This window comes from Pseudomonas sp. RIT-PI-AD (assembly GCF_025642785.1).
Lineage (GTDB): Bacteria > Pseudomonadota > Gammaproteobacteria > Pseudomonadales > Pseudomonadaceae > Pseudomonas_T.
Map to the genome: position 1 here is coordinate 16,115 of NZ_JANZKU010000028.1, position 20,175 is coordinate 36,289.

Below are 20,175 nucleotides of genomic sequence, written 5' to 3' on the forward strand. Positions count from 1 at the left end.
CGTCAGGCCCCGCCATCGCGGAAACTGGCGCTGCCACTCATGCCGGGTATGGTGCCGCTGGCGGACTTGCCGTTGAAGCGGCCGATGATCTTCACCGTCTTGCTGACCGGATCGACCGCCGGCAGCAGCCGGTCGACCACCGCTTCGCTGGCCTGGCCGGTCTCGTCGATCTTGAAGGAGAACGGCGTGCCGGGCTTGAGCCACTGCAACCACTTGGACGGCACGATGACGTCCAGCTCCAGCTCGCCGGTGTCGACGATCCTCAACAGCGGCTGGCTGACGGATACCGACTCGTGGGGGTGCGCCATGCGCTCCATGACGCGGCCGGCGAAGGGCGCGGTCACCTTGCACTGCTTCACCTGGGCACGCAGCGCTTCGGTTTCCGCCTTGGCCTTGTTGAGCTTGGATTCGGAAATCAGCAGGTCGAACTTGCCGATGGAGTTGAAGTGTTCGAGTTCCTGGTTGGTCTCGACGGTCTTCTGCTCCACCTGCATGGACGCCTCGGCGGCGCGCAGGTCGGCCTGGGCGCGCTCGCAATCGAGGGCCACCAGCAGGTCGCCCTTCTTGAACGAGGCGCCTTCGGTCAGCGGCATCTTCAATACTTGCGCCGTCATGCCGGCCGATAGCGTGGCTTCGTGAACGGCGCGCACCACGCCGCGGGCGTTGCCCTCGGCCGAGCCGTCGCGGTCTCGCGTGCCGGGCGCGGTTTCCGTGGGCGTGGCGACGGCCGGGCCCTGGGCGTCGGCACTCGCTTCCCCGGCCGCCGCGGGAGGCAACTGCTCGATCAAGGCTTCGGTATCGTTGCGGGCCTGGGTGTCGCTTGGCGGATGCACGGCCGCATCGGCGCTGGAGGCGCCGAGGGTCTCGTCGGGCTCGGCGGAGGGGCCGCATCCCTGTAGCAAGGTACCCAGGGACAGGCTCAGACAGACCAGGCAGCGAGAGGCCAGTGACGTGTGACTCATAGGGATGCGCTCCGGTTCTCAGGCATGGGGGGGAGGCTGCTGGCGCGCTCGCTCCAGTGCTCCTGCAACTTGGCGGCGATCACGGCGATGGGCGTCTCCGGCTGGACGTCGATATCGAAGTTGTCCAGGCCCATCGAGGCGTACAGGTTGGCGTAGGCGTTCTGCACGTCGGCGTAGGCGGAGTCGTAGCGAACCTGTGCCAGGATGGAGTTCATCTCCTCGCGTACCAGGTCCTGCTGGCTCACGGTCTTGGCCTGGAAGCCGCCGCGGGACAGGTTGGCGATGCGTTCCTGGACTTCCTGGGCGTCGCGGACGATGCCCAGCTCCTGGGAGAAGCGAATGAAGCGGATGCGCGCGATATGGATTTGCGTCATCACCGCCAGGGTCAGGGCGAGCTGGCGCTGCTCGATGACCTTCTCCTCGGCTTGCAAGGCCGCCTTTTCCATGGGGTAGCGGAAGACGTTCATCAGGTTCCAGCTGATTTGGCCGCTGTAGCTCACCCACTTGTCGTTGTACAGGTAGCTGTTGGAGTCGTAGTTCACCCCCAGCACCGCCCTGAGGCTGGGCATCGAGCGGATCAGTGCGGCTTTCATCTCGTTCTGGCTGATGCGCTGGCGGTAGGCCCCCTCGCGCAGCTCGGAGCGGTAGCGCAGACCCACCATGACCATCTCGTCGGCCGAACCGGGCAGTTCCGGCACCACGTCGGTGCGGTCCGGCAGTACCAGCGAATAGTGGGCGTCGGGCTTGAGGTTGATCAGCGCCGCCAACTGATTTTTCGCCAGGGATAGCTCGCGTTCCAGCTTCTGCACGTCGCCCTGCACCTGCAACAGGTCGCGCTGGTAGGCGAGCACCACCATGGGCGGCACCAGGCGCCGGTTCTCCAGTTCCTGGGTCTGGAGCATGGCCTTCTGCGCCAGGGCTTCCAGGGCCACCAGTTCCTTGTAAGTGCGGTCCGCGCTGACCGCGCGCCAGTAGGCGGTCCGCACGTCCTCCTGGATCCGGTTGACCACCTTGCGCCGGCGTTCGGCGGCGATGAGTTTCTCGTCGGCCGCCTGCAGGCTGCGCACGTAGGAGAGGCCGAAGTCGAGCACGTCCCAACTGGCGGTCAGGTCGCCGTTGGTACTGTGCTTGTCGGTGGAGGTGGAGGGCTCCAGGGATTGGCGGCCGGACAGCAGCGACCGGCTGCTGGAACCCGATTCGTTGTTGCGGCCGTTGTAGCCGAAGGAAGCGGCGATCGTCGGCAGCATGCCGGTGCTGCTGAGCGCCAGTTGCTTCTGGCGGAAGTCCTCGTCCATCAGTTCGATCTTCTGGTCGAGGTTGTACTTGAGCGCGCGGGCCATCGCTTCGTAGAGCGAGATGGGCCCCTTGACCGGCTCCTCGGCTTCCATGGTCGCTTCGAGCCTGGCCTTTTCGTCCACGGCATGGCGGCTGGAGTCCACCGGCTGCGGGACGATGCTGCAAGCGCCCAGGCCGAGACCGCAAAGCAGGACCCAAAGGGCGGTCGGTCGCGCCGACAGGGGAAACGCGGGGGTATGAGGGTACTCTTCCATAAGTCCTTCCACGTGCAGATGACGGTCACTTCGCCGCGGCAAGCCCATCTCGCGACTCGAAAACAGCTGAAGGGATCACCGCTACGTCCTTGGCATCCCTGGTTATCACCACGCCTAGTCTTACTGTAGTGGCACATTGGAGAGTTGTCCTACTTTAGGACAATCTGTCCTTCCCTCTAGGCGTTACCGCCCTCAGCCCGCCAGCAGCCAGGCCAATCGGTCCAGTTGGGCGGCCCTCGCCTGGCTGGCCGCGAGTAGCTGTTCGTCGAGGGTCAGCGGAGCCGGCGCGAGGAACGGCGCATCGCTGCCGACCGGCGCCTCCTGCGCCAGCGAAATGTCCGCAGGCGGCAGGTCGAGCATCACCATGGGTTCGCTCAGCGAAAAGGCCGAGGGGTTGGGCACGCTCTGCTGCGGAGTCAAGGCCGCCGCGGAGTTGCCGGTACCGAAGGGGCCGGAACGCATCCGCGAGACGTCGAACGGCTGGCGGCTCGCGGCGTTCAGGTCGCCCACCGCCTGCGACATCGGTCCCTTGATGTCGTTGATCTCCACGGACGTGCCCAGGCCCTGTACGCCGTTCGCCACTTCGCGCATCGGTTGTTCGCCGATCGCGTTCGCGCCTTCCAGGCGTCTGAAGCCGTTGATCACGTCCAGCAGCACCGGCTCGTAATTGGTGCCGCGGGTGACGACGGTGGTCTGCTGGACGCTCAGGACGCGCGCTGTTCCGGTGATGGGCGTGGGCGCGACGTAGGGGTCCTCGGCGGGGTTGACGGTGATCGTCACGCTGCCGGCGACCGTTCCACCGGCGCCGTCGCTGACGCTGTAGGTCAAGGTGTCGGTGCCGTTGAAGACGGGGTTCGGTGTGTAGGTGACGCTGCCGTCGGGGTTGACCACCACCGTGCCGTTGCCCGCCGTGGCGCCGGTCACCGTCAGGTTCGGCGAGTCGACATCGGTGACGTTGGCCAGCACGTCGATGGTGGTGGAGGTGCCCTCGGTGGTGGTGGCCGTGCCCGGAGTGGCGGTGGGCGCGTCGTTCACCGGGTTGATGGTGATCGCCACGCTGGCCGTGGCGGTGCCGCCGGCGCCGTCGCTGACGGTGTAGGTCAGGGTGTCGGTGCCGTTGAAGTCGGGGTTCGGCGTGTAGGTCAGAGTGCCGTCGGGGTTGATCACCACGCTGCCGTTGCCCGCCGACGCGGCGGTGACGGTCAGCGGGTCGCCGTCCGGGTCGCTCGCCGCGGCCAGCGGGTCGAGGGTCAGCGGGGTGTCTTCGTCGGTGGTGGCGGTGCTGTCGCCGACCACCGGCGGCCGGTTGGCGGCGGTGCCGACGTTCAGGGTCAGCGTCGCCGTGGCGGTGGCGCCGTCGGCGTCGCGGACCTGGTAGACGAAGCTGTCGGTGCCGCTGAACCCGGTGCTGGGGACATAGGTGAAGCTGCCGTCGGCGTTGAGGGTCAGGGTGCCGTTGGCCGGGCCTTGCAGCGTGCTGAAGGTCAGCGCGTCGCCGTCGGGATCGGTGGCCAGCAGTTGCCCGGTGTAGGTGCCGTTCGCCGCCAGGTCGACGCTGCTGTCGCCGGTGGTGGGTGGCGGGTTGGTGACCGTCAGGGTGAAGGTCTGGGCAACCTGGTTGCTGCCGTCGCTGGCGGTGACGGTGACGCTGTAGACGCCATCGCCGACCTGGCTGGCGCTGCTGCCCAGGGTGCCGCTGATGACGCCGGTGGCCGGGTTGATGCTTAGGCCGGCGGGCAGGCCGCTGGCACCGTAGGTTAGGGCGTCGCCGTCGGGGTCGGTGAAGTTAGCGCTGACGTTCAGGCTGAAGGCGGAGCTGTCGGTGGTCGCCTGGGCGGCGATGGCGCCGCTGGTGGCCGGCGCGTCGTTGGTCGGGGTGACGACGATGCTGACCACCGCGGTGGCGATCCCGCCGTCGCTGTCCACTACCTGGTAGGTGAAGCTGTCGGTGCCGTTGTAGTCCGCCGTCGGGGTGTAGGTGAAGCTGCCGTCGGGGTTGAGCACCAGGCTGCCGTGGGCGGGCGGCTGGGCGACGCCGAAGGTGAAGGTATCGCCGTCGGGGTCGCTGGCCACCAGCACGCCGCTGTAGGGGCTGTCCTCGGCGGTATTGAACGCGCTGTTGGCGGTGCTCGGCGCGGGGTTGCTCACGTTCAGCACGAAGGTCTGCTGGACCGAGCCGCCGTTGCCGTCGCTGGCGGTCACGGTGACGCTATAGACGCCGTCGCCGTTGGGCCCCTGGGTCGAGGCGTGGCCGCCGAGGGTGCCGCTGATCAGGCCGGTGGCCGGGTCGAGGCTGAGGCCAGCGGGCAGGCCGCTGACGCTGAAGCTCAGGGCGTCGCCATCGGCATCGCTGAAATTGCCGCCGACGTTGAGGTAGAAGCTGCCACCATCGGCGGCGCCCTGGGTGGGGATGCTGCCGTTGGTGGCGGGCGCATCGTTCACCGGGGTGACCGAGAGGCTCACTACGGCGGTGGCGATGCCGCCGTCGGCGTCCGTCACCTGGTAGGTGAAGCTGTCCGGGCCGCTGTAGTCGGCGGCCGGGGTGTAGGTGAAGCTGCCGTCGGCGTTGAGCACCAGGTTGCCATGGGTCGGCTGCTGGGTGACGCTGAAGGTCAGGGCATCGCCATCGCTGTCGCTGGCGCTCAACGCGCCGCTGTACGGGGTGTCCTCGGCCGTGCTGAAGGCGCTGTTGGCGGTGGTCGGCGCCGGGTTGCTGACGTTCAGGGTGAAGAGCTGTTCGACCCGCCCGCCATTGCCGTCGTCGGCGGCGATGACCAGGGTGTAGGCGCCGCCGCCGTTGACGCCCTGGGTCGAGGCGTTGTTGGCCAGGGTGCCGCTGATCAGCCCGGTGGCCGGGTCGATGCTGAGGCCGGCGGGCAGGCCGCTGGCGCTGTAGGTCAGGGTGTCGCCATCGCTGTCGCTGAAGTTGCCGGATACGTCCAGGGCGAAAGGGCCGGCGTCGGTGGCGGACTGGGTGGCGATGGTTCCGTTGGTCACCGGCGCATGGTTGGTCCCGCCCACTTCGATGCTCACCACCGCGCTGGCGAGGCCGCCATCGGAATCGCGCACCTGGTAGCTGAAGCTGTCCGGGCCGGTATAGCCGTTGGCCGGGGTGTAGGTGAAGGTGCCGTCGGCGTTGAGCACCAGGCTGCCCTGGGCGGGCGGCTGGAGGACGCTGAAGGTCAGCGGATCGCCGTCGATGTCGGTGGCCACCAGCGCGCCGCTGAGGGGCGTGTCGGCGTCGGTGGTGACGCTGCTGTCGCGGGTGACCGGCGCCGGGTTGCTCACGCTGAGGGTGAAGCTCTGACTGGCGGTGCCGCCCTGGCCGTCGTCGGCGGTGACGAGCAGGGTGTACACGCCGCCGCCGTTGAGCCCTTGGCTGGACGCGTCGTGGGCCAGGGTGCCGCTGATCAGGCCGGTGGCCGGGTCGAGGCTGAGCCCGGCGGGCAGGCCGCTGATGCTGTAGGTCAGGGCGTCGCCGTCGGCATCGCTGAAGTTGCCGGCCACGTTGAGGCTGAAGGCCGCGCCGTCGTTGGCGCTTTGCGCGGTGATGGCGCCGTTGGCGGTGGGAGCGCTGTTGCCCGCGGTGACGGTGATGTTCACCAGGGCGGTGGCGATGCCGCCGTCGGCGTCCTGGACCTGGTAGCTGAAGCGGTCGGGCCCGCTGTAGTTCGCCGCGGGCGTGTAGGTGAAGGTGCCGTCCGGGTTGATCACCAGGCTGCCGTGGATCGGCGGTTGGACGACGCTGAAGGCCAGCGCGTCGCCATCGATGTCGCTGGCCAGCAGCGCGCCGCTGTAGGGCGCGCCTTCGGCGGTGCTGAAGGCGCTGTTGGCGGTGCTCGGCGCCGGGTTGCTGACGTTCAGGGTGAAGGTCTGCTGCGCCGAGCCGCCATTGCCGTCGCTGGCGGTGACGGTGACGCTGTAGAAGCCGCCGCCGTTGGGCCCCTGGGTCGAGGCGCTGCTGCCCAGGGTGCCGCTGATCAACCCGGTGGCCGGGTCGAGGCTCAGGCCGGCGGGCAGGCCGCTGACGCTGTAGGTCAGCACGTCGCCGTCGCTGTCGCTGAAGTTGCCGGCGACGTTGAGGCTGAAGCCGGCACCGTCGTTGGCGGTTTGCGCGGCGATGCTGCCGCTGGGGGTCGGCCCATGGTTCACCGCGGTGACATCGATGCTCACCACCGCGCTGGCGATGCCGCCATCGGCGTCGCGCACCTCGTAGGTGAAGCGGTCGGCGCCGTTGTAATTGGCGGCCGGGGTGTAGGTGAAGGTGCCGTCGGCATTGAGCGCCAGGCTGCCATGGGTCGGTGGCTGGGTGACGCTGAAGGTCAGGGCGTCGCCATCGCTGTCGCTGGCGTTCAGCGCGCCGCTGTAGGACGTGTCGCTGGCGGTGCTGAAGGCGCTGTTGGCGGTGCTGGGTGCGGGGTTGCTGACGTTCAGGGTGAAGATCTGCTCGACCCGTCCGCCGTTGCCGTCGTCGGCGGCGACGATCACTTGATAAGCGCCGCCGCCGTTGATCCCTTGGGTGGAGGCGTTGTTGGCCAGGGCGCCGCTGATCAGCCCGGTGGCCGGGTCGAGGCTCAGGCCGGCGGGCAGGCCGCTGATGCTGTAGGTGAGGGTGTCGCCATCACTGTCGCTGAAATTGCCGGCCACGTTCAGGCTGAAGGTTCCGGCATCGGTGGCCGACTGGGTACCGATCGGGCCGTTGGTCACCGGCGCATGGTTGGCGCCGCCCACTTGGATGCTCACCACCGCGGTGGCGAGGCCGCCATCGGCGTCCTGGACCTGATAGCTGAAGCTGTCCGGGCCGGTATAGCCGTTGGCCGGGGTGTAGGTGAAGGTGCCGTCGGCGTTGAGCACCAGGCTGCCCTGGGCGGGCGGCTGGGTGACGCTGAAGGTCAGCGGATCGCCATCGATGTCGTTGGCCACCAGCACGCCGTTCAGCGGCGTATTCGCGTCGGCGGTCACGCTGCTGTCGCGGGTGGTGGGCGCCGGGTTGTTCGCCGTCAGGGTGAAGCTCTGGTCGACCGACCCACCCTGGCCGTCGCTGGCGGTCACCACCACCGTATAGGTGCCCGCGCCGTTGCCGCCCTGGGTCGAGGCGTTGTTGGCCAGGGTGCCGCTGATCAGGCCGGTGGTCGGGTCGATGCTCAGTCCGGCAGGCAGGCCGCTGGCGCTGTAGGTCAGCGCGTCGCCGTCGGCGTCGGAGAAATTGCCGCTGACGTCGAGGGCGAACGCACTGCTGTCGTCGGCGCTTTGCGCGGCGATGATGCCGACCGCTAGCGGCGCGTCGTTCACCGCGGTGACGGTGATCGATACCAACGCGCTGGCGAGGCCGCCGTCGGCGTCGCGGACCTCGTAGGTGAAGCGGTCCGTGCCGCTGTACTGAGCCGCCGGCACGTAGGTGAAGGTGCCGTCGGGGTTGATCACCAGGCTGCCGTGGATGGGCGCCTGGGTGACGCTGAACGTCAGGGCGTCGCCGTCGATGTCGCTGGCCAGCAGCACGCCGCTGTAGGGCGCGCCCTCGGCGGTGCTGAAGGCGCTGTTGGCGGTGCTGGGTGGCGGGTTGCTCACGGTGAGGACGAAGGTCTGGCTGACCGTCGCGCCGTTGCCGTCGCGGGCGCTGACCACCAGGGTGTAGGCGCCGCCGCCGTTGGGGCCCTGGGTCGAGGCGTGGCCGTCCAGGGTGCCGCTGATCAGGCCGCTGGCCGGGTCGATGCTCAGGCCGGCGGGCAGGCCGCTGGCGCTGTAGCTCAGGGCGTCGCCGTCGGCGTCGCTGAAGTTGCCGGCGACGTTGAGGCTGAAGCTGGCGCCGTCGTTGGCGTTCTGCGCGGCGATGCTGCCCACGGCGGTCGGCGCGTCGTTGACCGGGACGACGGTGATGATGACTTGCGCGCTGGCGGTGAGCCCCGCGCCGTCGCTGATGGTATAGGTCAGGGTATCGGTGCCGCTGAAATTGGTGTTCGGCGTATAGGTCAGGGTGCCGTCGGCGTTGAGGGTCACCGTGCCGTTGGCGGCGTTGGCGGCGACGAGGCTCAGGCGGTCGCCGTCGACATCGGTGTCGTTGGCCAGCACGTCGATGACCACCGGGGTGTCTTCGAGGGTGGTCGCGCGATCGCCGTTGGCCACCGGCGCGTCGTTCACCGGTGCGATGGTGAAGGTCACGGTGGCGGTGGAAAGGCCGCCATCGGCGTCCCGTACCTGGTAGGTGAAGCTGTCCGCGCCGTTGTAGTTCGCCAGCGGCGTGTAGGTGAAGCTGCCGTCGGCGTTGAGTATCAGGTTGCCGTGCAGCGGCAGGCTGGTGGCGCTGAAGGTCAGGGCGTCGCCGTCTACGTCGCTGGCCAGCAACACACCGCTGAACGGGGTGTCCTCGCTCAGGGCGAAGGTGGCGTTGGCGGTGGTCGGCGGCGGATTGCTCACGTTGAGGGTGAAGCTCTGCACGCCGATTCCGCCGTTGCCGTCGCTGGCGCTGACGGTAACGGTGTAGAGACCGCCGCCATTCGGCCCCTGGGTCGAAGCGCTACTGGCCAGGGTCCCACTGATCAGCCCGGTGGCCGGGTCGATGCTCAGGCCGGCGGGCAGGCCGCTGATGCTGTAGGTCAGGGCGTCGCCGTCGGCGTCGCTGAAGGTACCGGCGACGTTGAGGCTGAAGCTGGCGCCGTCGTTGGCGTTCTGCGTGGCGATGCTGCCGACCGGCGACGGGGCGTCGTTGACGGCGGTGACGGTGATGCTGACCAGGGCGGTGGCGATCCCGCCATCGCTGTCGGTCACCCGGTAGGTGAAACTGTCCGGGCCGCTGTAGTTGGCGGCCGGGGTATAGGTGAAGCTGCCGTCGGGGTTCAGCGCCAGGTTACCGTGGGCCGGTTGTTGGGCGACGCTGAAGCTCAGGGCGTCGCCATCCGCATCGGTGGCCAGCAGCGTGCCGCTGTAGGGTGTGTCTTCGGCGGTGCTCAGGGTGCTGTCGCCGGTGCTCGGCGGCGGGTTGCTCACGGTGAGGGCGAAGGTCTGGCTGACCAGCCCGCCCTGGCCATCGTCGGCGCTGAGGGTGACGCTGTAGACGCCGTCGCCGTTGGGCCCCTGGGTGGAGGCGTTGCTGACCAGGGTGCCGCTGATCAGGCCGGTGGCCGGGTCGAGGCTGAGCCCGGCGGGCAGGCCGCTGACGCTGTAGGTCAGGACGTCGCTGTCGGCGTCGTAGAAATTCCCGGACACGTCGAGGCTGAAGGGTGCGCCGTCCGCCCCGGTCTGCGGCGCGATCACCCGGGTGGTGGGGATGTCGTTGACCGCGCTGACGCTGATGTTCACCACGGCGGTGGCGATGCCGCCATCGCTGTCTATGACCTGATAGGTAAAGCTGTCCGGCCCGTTGTAGTTGAGCGCGGGCCGGTAGAGGAAGTTGCCGTTGGCGTCCAGCATCAGGTCGCCGTGGGCCGGCCGCTGGGTGATGCTGAAGGTCAGGGCGTCGCCGTCGACGTCGGTGGCCAGCAGCACGCCGCCGTAGGGCGTGTCCTCGGCGGTGGCGAAGCTGCTGCTGGTGGTGCTCGGCGCGGGGTTGTTCACGTTGAGGGTGAAGCGCTGGTCGATCAGGCCGCCGTTACCGTCGCTGGCGGTCACGACGACGCTGTAGAGGCCGTCGCCGTTGGGCCCCTGGGTCGAGGCGTTGCTGGCCAGGGTGCCGCTGATGAGGCCGGTGGCCGGGTCGATGCTCAGCCCGGCGGGCAGGCCGCTGACGCTGTAGGTCAGGGTATCGCCGTCCACGTCGGTGAAATTGCCGGACACGTTGAGGCTGAAGGCGGTGCCGTCGGTCCCGCTCTGCGTGGCGATGCTGCCCACCGGGCTTGGCGCGTCGTTGACCGCGCTCACCGAAAGGCTCACCACCGCGTTGGCGACGCCGCCGTCGCTGTCCAGCACCTGGTAGGCGAAGCTGTCCGGCCCGTTGTAGTCCGGTGCCGGGGTGTAGGTGAAGCTGCCGTCGGGGTTCAGCGTCAGGTTGCCGTGGAGCGGCGGCGTGGTGACGCTGAAGGTCAGGGCGTCGCCGTCGATGTCGCTGGCCGCCAGGACGCCGCTGTAGGGGGTGTCCTCGGCGACGCTGAGGCTGCTGTTGGCGGTAGCGGGCGCCGGGTTGCTCACACTGAGGGTGAAACTCTGGCCGATCGAGCCGCCGTTGCCGTCGCTCACCGTCACCAGGACCGCGTAGACGCCTCCGCCGTTGGGTCCCTGGGTCGAAGCGTTGCTGGCCAGGGTGCCGCTGATCAAGCCGGTAACCGGGTCGATGCTCAGCCCGGCGGGCAGGCCGCTGGCGCTGTAGGTCAGGGTGTCGCCATCGCTATCGGAGAAATTGCCCGCCACGTTCAGGCTGAAGGCGCTGGCATCGGTGGCGGACTGCGCCCCGATCGCGGCATTGGCCACCGGCGGATGGTTCACCGCGCCGACGTTGATGCTGACCAGGGCGGTGGCGATGCCGCCGTCGCTGTCGGTCACCTGGTAGGTGAAGCTGTCCGGTCCGCTGTACAGCGCATCGGGGGTGTAGGTGAAGGAGCCGTCCTGGGCGAGCGCCAGGGTACCGTGGGCCGGCTGCTGGAGCGCGCTGAAGCTCAGCGTGTCGCCGTCGATGTCGCTGGCGATCAGGTTGCCCGACAGGGTGCTGCCCTCGGCGGTGGTGAAGGCGCTGTCGTTGGTGATGGGCGGCGGGTTGCTCACGGTCAGGGTGAAGCTCTGGCTGACCTGCTCGCCCTGTCCGTCATCGGCGGTCACCGTTACGCTGTACACCCCGTTGCCGGTGGGGCCCTGGCTGGAGGCGTCGTGGGCCAGGGTCCCGGTAATCAGGCCGGTGGTCGGGTCGATGCTCAGGCCCGCCGGCAGGCCGCTGACCGCATAGCTCAGGCCGTCGCCGTCCGGGTCGGCGAAATTCCCCGAGACGTTGAGGCTGAAGGCGGCGCTGTCGGTCCCGCTCTGCGCGGCGATGGGGCTGGTGGCGGTCGGCGCGTCGTTGACCGCGGTGACGGTGATGCTGACCGTCGCCACGGCGATACCGCCGTCGCTGTCGGTGACGCGATAGCTGAAGCTGTCCGGGCCGTTGTAGTTGGGCGCGGGGGTGTAGACGAAGCTGCCATCGGCGTTGAGCACCAGCACGCCATGGGCGGGCGCCTGGGCCGCATCGAAGGTCAGGCTGTCGCCGTCGATGTCGCTGGCGGCCAGGGTGCCGCTGTAGGGGGTGTCTTCCGCCAGGCTGATGCTGCCGCCGCTGGTGGTGGGCGCGGGGTTGTTCACGCTGAAGGCGAAGGTCTGGTCGACCTGCCCGCCGTTGCCGTCGTTGGCGGTGACGGTGACGCTGTAGACACCGCTGCCGTTGAGCCCCTGGGTCGAGGCGTCGTGGGCCAGGGTGCCGCTGATCAGGCCGGTGGCCGGGTCCAGGCTCAGGCCGGCGGGCAGGCCGCTGACGCTGTAGGTCAGGGTGTCGCCGTTGGCGTCGGTGAAATTGCCGGCCACGTTGAGGCTGAAGGCGGTGCTGTCGTTGGCCGCCTGCGGCGGGATGGCTCCCAGCGCCGTAGGCGGCGCGTTCACCGGGGTGACGTTGATGCTCACCAGGGCGCTGGCGAGACCGCCATCGGCGTCCACCAGTTGGTAGGTGAAGCTGTCCGGTCCCCGGTAATTGAGGTCCGGCGTGTAGGTGAAGGTGCCGTCGGCGTTGAGTAACAGGGTGCCGTGGGCGGGCCCCTGCAGCGGGGTGGTGTTGACGCTCAGGCTGTCCTGGTCGACGTCGCTGTCGTTGGCCCGCACGTCGCCGGTCAGGACCGAGCCCTGGGCCACCGTGAAGCTGTCCGGGTTGGCGCTGGGCGGCGGGTTGAGCACGGTCAGGGTGAAGCCGGCGCTGACCATACCGCCGCGGCCGTCGTCGGCGCTGATCACCACCGCGTAGGCACCGCTGGCCACCTGGGTGGACGCATGGCCGCCCAGGGTGCCGCTGATCACCCCGGTGGTCGGGTCGATGCTCAGGCCGGCGGGCAGGCCGCTGGCGCTGTAGGTCAAGGTGTCGCCGTCGGCATCGCTGAAGGCACCGGACACGTCCAGGGACAGGGTGTCGCCGTCCTGGGCGGTGCGGTCGGCGAGGGTGCTGGCGACCGGGTCGACGTTGGGCGCGGCGCCGATCGTCAGGGTGACGGTGGCGGTTTCCGTGGTCTGGTTGGAGTACACGGTGTAGGTGAAGCTGTCGCTGCCGGTGTAGCCGGCATCGGGGGTGTAGAAGGCGTTGCCCTGGGCATCGAGGGTGAGGGTGCCGTGGGCGGGGTTGGTGAAGCTCTGCACCACCCGGCCCGGATTCTCGAAGCTGTCGTTGGCCAGCACGTTGAAGCCCACCGCGGTATCGGTGGTGGTCGAAACGTGGTCGTCGACGATGTCGGCCACCGGGACGATCTGGATCGGCAGGATGGCGGTGACGCTGAGCGGCAGCCCCAGTTGGCCCAGCTCCAGGTTGATCGTCAGCGGGCCGTTGTAGTCGGCGCCGGGGGTATAGATCAGGCCGTTCAGCGCGAGGTTGATATCCGCCACCGTCCCGGAAATCCGCAGGGTGCTGTCGTCCACCCCGTCGCCTTCGCTGATGCTGATGCCGGCGGTCTGGGTCAGGGTGAAGCCGCCCACCGGCACGCTCAGGCGCAGGTCGACCAGTTCGCCGTCCACGTCGCCCACGCTCAACTGCTGGCCGAGGATGTTGGCGAAGATCAGCGGTGTGTCTTCGGCGAACAGCGGGATGTTCGGCAGTTGCAGGGTGGGCAGGTCCACCACTGGCAGGACGGTCACCGCGATCACGCCGGTGGCGCGGCCGCCATCGGCGTCCACAACGGTGTAGGTGAGGGTGTCCAGGCCGTTGAAGTTGGCGGTGGGCGTATAGGTGAGCGAGCCGTCCGGGTTGAGCACCACGCTGCCGTGCAGGGCGCTGGCGGCGGTGAGGGCGAAACTGTCGTTGTCCGGGTCCACCACGTTGAACTGGGTGATGGTCAGCGAGGTGTCTTCCAGCAGGGTGGCGACCGCCGGGGCGGTGACCGGCGGCGGGTTGCCGATGCTGATCAGCAGCACCGAGGACGCGCTGGCGCCGGCCAGGTCGGTCGCGGTGACGGTCACCGCGTAGCGGCCGTTGGGCACCTGCACCGAGGCGTGGCCATCGACCACGCCGCTGATCACCCCGGTCGCGGCGTCGATGCTCAGCCCGGCGGGCAGGCCGGTGGCGCTGTAGGTCAGCACGTCGAACAGGTCGCTGTCGGAGAAGGCGGTGCCCGTCGCGACCAGCACCACGCCGCCATCGACACTGGCCAGGCTGCCGAGGCTGCCGGCCACCGGCGCGCTGTTGGTGCCCACCACCACGTTGACCGTGGCCTGCTCGGTGACGCCGCCGGCGGTCACGGTGTAGGTGAAGCTGTCGATGCCCCGGTAACCCAGGGCGGGGGTGTAGGTGAGGGCGCCGCCCGGGCCGATGACCACGCTGCCGTGGGCCGCCGCGCCGACCCCGGTGATCGTGGCGTCGGGGTTGCTGAAAGTGTCGTTGGCCAGGGGGTAGAAGGTGATCGGTACCAGCGGTTGGGTCTGGACCGCGTCGGTCACCGCGTCGGCGACCGCGCCGAGGGTCAGGGCGGTGCTGGCGCTCTGGCTGAGCAGGCCGTCGCTGGCCTGCAGGCTGAGCACGGCGCTGCCGTTGTAGTCGGCCACCGGGTTGAAGGTCAGGCCGTCGAGGGCCGCGTTGATCGCGGCGGCGCTGCCGCTGAAGACCATGCTGCCGTCGGCGACGCCGTCGCCGCTGGTGAAACTGAGGCCGGCGGTCTGCGCCAGGGTCAGGGTGCCGTGGGTGACCTGCAGGGTCAGGGTCAGGGTGTCGCCGTTGGCGTCGCCGACCACCAGCGCGTTGCCCGCGGCGTTGGAGAAGATCAGCGGGGTATCCTCCACGCCGGCTTGCACGGCGGGCACCACGACGGTCGGCGCGTAGTTGGGCAGGGCGGTGGTGAGGGTGACCGTGGCGGTTTCGATGGTGCCGTTGGAGGTGACGGTGTAGGTGAAGCTGTCGCTGCCGAGGTAGCCGGGATTGGGGGTGTAGAGCGCATTGCCCTGGGCATCCAGGGTCAGGCTGCCATGGGCCGGCGCGGTGAAGGCGCTGACGTAGCGTCCGGCGTTCTCGAAGCTGTCGTTGGCCAGCACGTTGAAGCCGACCGGGGTGTCGAGGGTCAGGTTGACGGTGTCGTCGACGATGTCGGCCACCGCGGCGATCTGGATCGGCAGGGTAGCGTTGACATTGAGGATGCCGCCGACCAGTTGCCCCAGTTGCAGGGTGATGTTCAGCGGACCGTTGTAGTCGGCGCCCGGGGTGTAGATCAGGCCGTCGAGCGCCGCATTGATGTCCGCGACGCTGCCGGAGAAACGCAGGGTGCTGTCGTCGACGCCATCGCCTTCGCTGATGCTCAGGCCGGCGGTCTGGGTCAGGGTGAAGCTGCCGAGCGGGACGCTCAGGCGCAGGTCGAGCACCTCGCCGTCGACGTCGCCGACGCTCAGGCGCTGGCCGAGGATGTTGGCGAACAGCAGCGGGGTGTCCTCCGCCAGCAGCACCAGATTCGGCAGTTGCAGGATCGGCAGGTCGGGCACCGCCGCCACCACCACCGCCACGTAGCCGGTGGCCTGGCCGCCGTCGGCGTCGACCACGGTGTAGGTGATGCGGTCCAGGCCGTTGAAGTTGGCGGCGGGGACGTAGTTCAGCGAGCCGTCGGGATTGATCGTCACGCTGCCGTGCAGGGCGCTGGCGGCGGTCAGGCTGAGCGCGTCGCCATCCGGATCGAGGATGGCCAGGGTATTGGCGGTGATCAACAGCGGGGTGTCTTCCAGGGCGTTGACGCTCAGGCCCAGCAGCGGGACCGGCGGCGGGTTGCCGACCTGGATCTGCAAGGTGGTGGCGACACTGGCGCCGGCCAGGTCGGTGGCCCTGACGGTGACGGTATAGAGGCCGCCGCCCCCGGCCCCGTGGACCGAGGCGTGGGTATCCACCACGCCGGTGATCAGGCCGGTCAGCGGGTTGATGCTCAACCCGGCGGGCAGGCCGGTGGCGCTGTAGCTCAGTATGTCCAGCACGTCGGCATCGCTGAAGGCCTGGGCGGTGCCGGCGGCCACCAGGGCACCGTCGAGGGTGCTCAGGGTGCCGAGGTTACCGGAGGTGGTGGGGGCGTGGTTGCCCACGCTGACGTTCACGGCGATCTGCTCGGTGACGCCGCCGGAGGTGACGGTATAGAAGAAGCTGTCCGGCCCGTTGTAGCCCAGGGCCGGGGTGTAGGTGACCGCGCCGCCCAGGCCGAGGACGACCGTGCCGTGCGCGCCCTGGGTCACGGCGGTGATGCGCGGGAGGCCCTCGAAATTGTCGTTGGCCAGCGGGTAGAAGGTCACCGGCACCAGCGGGCCGGTCTGGATGCTGTCGGCGACGCCGTCGGCGACCGGGGTGATGGTCAGGGCGATGGCGCCGTTCTGGCTGAGCAGGCCGTCGCTGACGTTGATCGCCAGGTTGGCGCCGCCGTTGTAGTCGGCCGTGGGGTTGAAGGTCAGGCCGTCGAGGGCGGCGTTGATCGCACTGGCGCTGCCGCTGAACACCAGGCTGGAGTCTGTGGTGCCGTCGCCGGTGCTGAAGGTGAGCCCGTTGGTGCGCGACAGGGTCAGGGTGCCCTGGGTGACCTGCAGGCTGACGGTGAGGATGTCGCCGTTGGCGTCGGCCACCAGGATGGCGTTGCCCGCGGCGCTGGAGAAGACCAGCGGGGTGTCCTCGGCCGAGGTCTGGCTGGCTGGTGCGTTGAGGGTCGGAGCGACGTTGGGCTGGGCGATGTACAGGGTCACCGTGGCGGTTTCGGTGGTGCCGTTGGAGGTCACCGTATAGGTGAAGCTGTCGCTGCCGACGTATCCGGTGGTCGGGGTGTAGACGGCGTTGCCCTGGGCGTCGAGGGTCACCGAGCCATGGCTCGGGTTGGTGAAGCTGCTCACCACCCGACCGGGATTCTCGAAGTTGTCGTTGGCCAGGACGTTGAACAGCGCCGGGGTGTTCAGGGACACGCCGACCGTGTCGTTCACGATGTCGGCGACCGGCGCGATGCTGATCGGCAGGGTCGCGTTGACGGCGAGCAGCCCGCCGGTGATCTGGCTCAGGGACAGGTTGATGTCGACCGGGCCGTTGTAGTCGGCGCCGGGGGTGTAGATCAGGCTGGCCAGCGCGGCGTTGATGCTCAGCGAGCCGCCGGTGAAGACCATGACGCTGTCGTCGATGCCGTCGCCCTGGAGGAAGGTGAGGCCGGCGGTCTGGGAAATGGTCAGGCTGCCGCTCGGCACGTTCAGGCTCAGTTGCAGGGTTTCCCCGTCCACGTCGAGCACGCTGAGTTGCTGGCCCAGCAGGTTGGCGAAGATCAGCGGAGTGTCTTCGGCGAGCAGCGGAATGCTCGGCAGGTTGAGCACCGGCAGGTCCGGCACCGCCGCCAGCACCACGGCGACGTAGCCGGTGGCGGAACCGCCGTCGACGTCGGTCACGGTGTAGGTGATGGTGTCCAGGCCGAAGTAGTTGCCGGTGGGCAGGTAGCTCAGGGAGCCGTCGGGGTTGATGGTGACGGTGCCGTGCAGGGCGCTGGCGCGGGTGATGCTGAAGGCGTCGCCGTCCGGGTCGATGATCCCCAGGGCGCTGGCGCTGATGCCCAGGAGGCTGTCCTCGCTGCCGCCGACCTGCAGCCCCAGCAAGGGGATCGGCGCGGGGTTGCTCACGCGCAATTGCAGGGTGCTGGTGGCGCTGGCGCCGGCCAGGTCGGTGGCGGTCACCACCACGTTGTAGACACCGCCGTTGAGCGTGGAGGCATGGGTGTTGACCAGCCCGCTGATGATGCCGCTGGTGGCGTTGATGCTCAGCCCGGCGGGCAGGCCGCTGGCGCTGTAGGTCAGTACGTCCAGCGGATCGGCGTCGCGGAACGCCAGCGCGGCGGGCACCGCCACCAGGCCGCCGTCGACGGTGGACAGCGTGCCCAGGCTGACCGAGGTGGGCGGCGTGTCGCCGACGGTGACGTTGACCACCACCTGCTCGGTGGCGCCGCCCGAGGTCACCGTGTAGGTGAAGGTATCGCTGCCGGTGAAGCCGACGGCGGGGGTGTAGGTGATGGCGTTGTTCAGCAGCACCGCCACGCCGTGGGCGGGCGCGCTGACCGCGGTGACGCTGGCCGTGCCGGTGAACGTGTCGTTGGCCAGGGGCAGGAAGGTGACCGGGGTCAGGGGGCCGGTCTGGATGGCGTCGGGCGTGCCGTCGGTCACGGGCGTCAGGTTCAGTGCGACGCTGGCGCTCTGCACCGCGGCGATGCCGTCGCTGGCCTGGATGCTCAGGCTGGCGCCGCCGTAATAGTCGGGGACCGGGACGAAGGACATCCCGTTGAGCGCGGCATTGATCGCGGCGGCGCTGCCGCGGAACACCATCAGGCTGTTGGCCACGCCGGTGCCGGTGGTGAAGGTGAGGCCGCTGAGCTGGGCCAGGGTGAGGCTGCCGTGGGTCGATTGCAGGGTGACGGTGAGGATGTCGCCGTTGGCGTCGGCCACGCTGATCGCATTGCCGGCGCTGCTGGAAAAGATGCGCGTGACGTCTTCGGCGAAGGTCTGCGCCGCCGGCACGTTTATGGTCGGTGGGCTGTTGATGTAGGTGGTGACGGTGATGGCGGCGGTTTCGCTGACGCCGCCGGAGCTCACCGTGTAGGTGAAGGTATCGGTGCCGGCGTAGCCGGCCGCCGGGGTGTAGACGGCGTTGCCCGCGGCGTCGATGACCACCGTGCCGTGGGCCGGGGTGCCGTAGGCGGTGACCGCCCGCGCCGGGTTGGAAAAGCTGTCGTTGCTCAGCACGTTGAAGGCGACCGCGTTGTTCTGCGCGGTGCTCACGGTGTCCGCGACGATGTCGGCGACCGGCGTGAAGCTCATCGGCACGCTGGAGGTCACCGCGGCGGTCAGGCTGTCGGTCACGCTGACGCTGAGGTTCACCGTGCCGTTGAAGTCCGCCACCGGGGTGTACACCAGGCCGTTGAGCGCGGCGTTGACGGCGGCCAGGGTGCCGCGCAGGGTCATGATCGGGTCGGCGACGCCGTCGCCCTGGAGGAAGGTCAGGCCGGTCAGCGAGCCCAGGGTCAAGCTGCCGCTGGGCACCGATAGCGTCAGCTGGGTGGTGGTGTTGTCGATGTCGGCGACGGTGATCTGGGTGCCCCGCGCGCTGGAGAAGACGATGGACGCATCCTCCAGATAGTTGCCGAGGACAGGGACGTGCAGGGTCGGCGGGGCGTCGACGGTGACCGACACCGTCGCCGTGCCCAGGCTCAGCCCAAGGCTGTCGCGCATGGTGTAGGTGAAGCTGTCGGTCCCGCTGTAGTTGGCGGTCGGCGTATAGGAAATGGTGTTGTTGGCGTTCACCACCGCCGTGCCGTGGGCCGGCGCGCTGACGTTGCCGACGCTGACGGTGGTGCCGACCACGATGACGTCGTTGGCCAGCACCGCGATGACGTTGCCGGTGCTGTTGGGCAGCACGGTGACGGCGTCGTTGACCGGCACCGAGACCAGCAGTTGATGGTTCCAGTCCTCGGCATGGAAGGCGCTGGTCTCGATGTCGCCCACATGCCGTTCCAGCACCCAGTCGCCGCCCGCCCCGGTGGTGTTATCGGACGCGGCGATGTCGGCGCCGAGGGTATCGGCCAGCGCCTGCAGGGTCGCGGCGCCGTCGTCGCCGGCGCCCAGGTCGCAGCCATAGATCAGCACGTCGGCGTCGCTGTTCAGGTGCTGGCCGATCTCGCTCAATTGCTCGCTGTACTGCCCCAGGATCGACTCGGTGGTGAGCTGGACGTTGCCCAGTTGCAGGGTGGCCTCGGCGGTGTGGGTCACCAGGTGGATGGCATCGATCCCGCTGCGCCCGCGCAGGGCGTCGGCGATCTGCTGGAGCCCGTCGGCATCGCCCTCCAGGTAGACGATCTCGGCCTGGCTGGGCAGCGCCGCGACCAGCACGTCGCGGTCCGGCAGGTTGGCATCGACGAAATAGATTTCCTGGCGATCGGTCGCCGGCTCCGCCGGAGGTACCGCGGCGAGGGCGTGGTTGAGCGCCTCGTGGGCGACGGCCGCCTGGTGTTCGCTGGCCTCGGCGGCGGGCGCGGCGTTGTCCTGGTGAGTCGTGGCCTCGGCGGTGGCGACCATGGCGCCGTCGAACATCAGCCGGGTTTCCAGGGCGATCCTGATCGCCGAGCTGTGAGCGTGCCGAGATTGCATACGAGCCTCCAGTCATCCATGTCCGTCGGGCGTACCTGTGCAGCGTCAGATAGCCGAGTCCACTAAGTATTAGCTTGATATCGCGGCATACCTCCATTTTATGGCGAGCCGTCCGTCCGAACGGGCGCTGCCCCGGGAACCCTGTGCCAGGCGCTTCGCGCTGGGGCTGGGGACGCGGAAGCTGACCGTTCGACCAGGCATCGCGCGCCGATTCAGCGGCGGGCCAGGCGGTATCCCACCGACGACTCCGAATGGCCGCGGCGGACACCCAGGGCGAAGCAGGCGATGGCCAGCAGCTGAACGATCCCTGCGCCGCGCTTTTCGCCATGTTCTTCGGTGGATCGCCGCGCGTGCCCGTCCGACGGGGGACGCGGGCCATTCCCGGGTCCGGTTTC

General features: G+C 69.0%; 3 protein-coding genes. All 3 read right to left on the reverse strand.

Annotation, left to right across the window (positions count from 1 at the left end):
- Positions 1–2 precede the first annotated feature (2 nt).
- Complete coding sequence (locus OGL92_RS19200; protein ID WP_263146724.1) at positions 3–962, reverse strand: efflux RND transporter periplasmic adaptor subunit; 960 nt, start codon at positions 960–962, stop codon at positions 3–5.
- Positions 959–2,512 (reverse strand): TolC family protein, encoded by a 1,554-nt coding sequence (locus OGL92_RS19205; protein WP_263146727.1) that lies wholly within the window; start codon positions 2,510–2,512, stop codon positions 959–961. The genes OGL92_RS19200 and OGL92_RS19205 overlap by 4 nt, the downstream gene beginning before the upstream one ends.
- Before the next feature lie 192 nt (positions 2,513–2,704).
- Positions 2,705–19,780 carry an Ig-like domain-containing protein gene (locus OGL92_RS19210; RefSeq protein WP_263146729.1) on the reverse strand — a complete coding sequence of 5,692 codons (17,076 nt, stop codon included), beginning with the start codon at positions 19,778–19,780 and terminating at the stop codon, positions 2,705–2,707.
- Positions 19,781–20,175: the final 395 nt, after the last annotated feature.

Coding starts and splice junctions, on each gene's coding strand:
- OGL92_RS19200 (WP_263146724.1), bottom strand. CDS start 962: ATGAGTCACACGTCACTGGCCTCTCGCTGCCTGGTCTGTCTGAGCCTG.
- OGL92_RS19205 (WP_263146727.1), bottom strand. CDS start 2,512: ATGGAAGAGTACCCTCATACCCCCGCGTTTCCCCTGTCGGCGCGACCG.
- OGL92_RS19210 (WP_263146729.1), bottom strand. CDS start 19,780: ATGCAATCTCGGCACGCTCACAGCTCGGCGATCAGGATCGCCCTGGAA.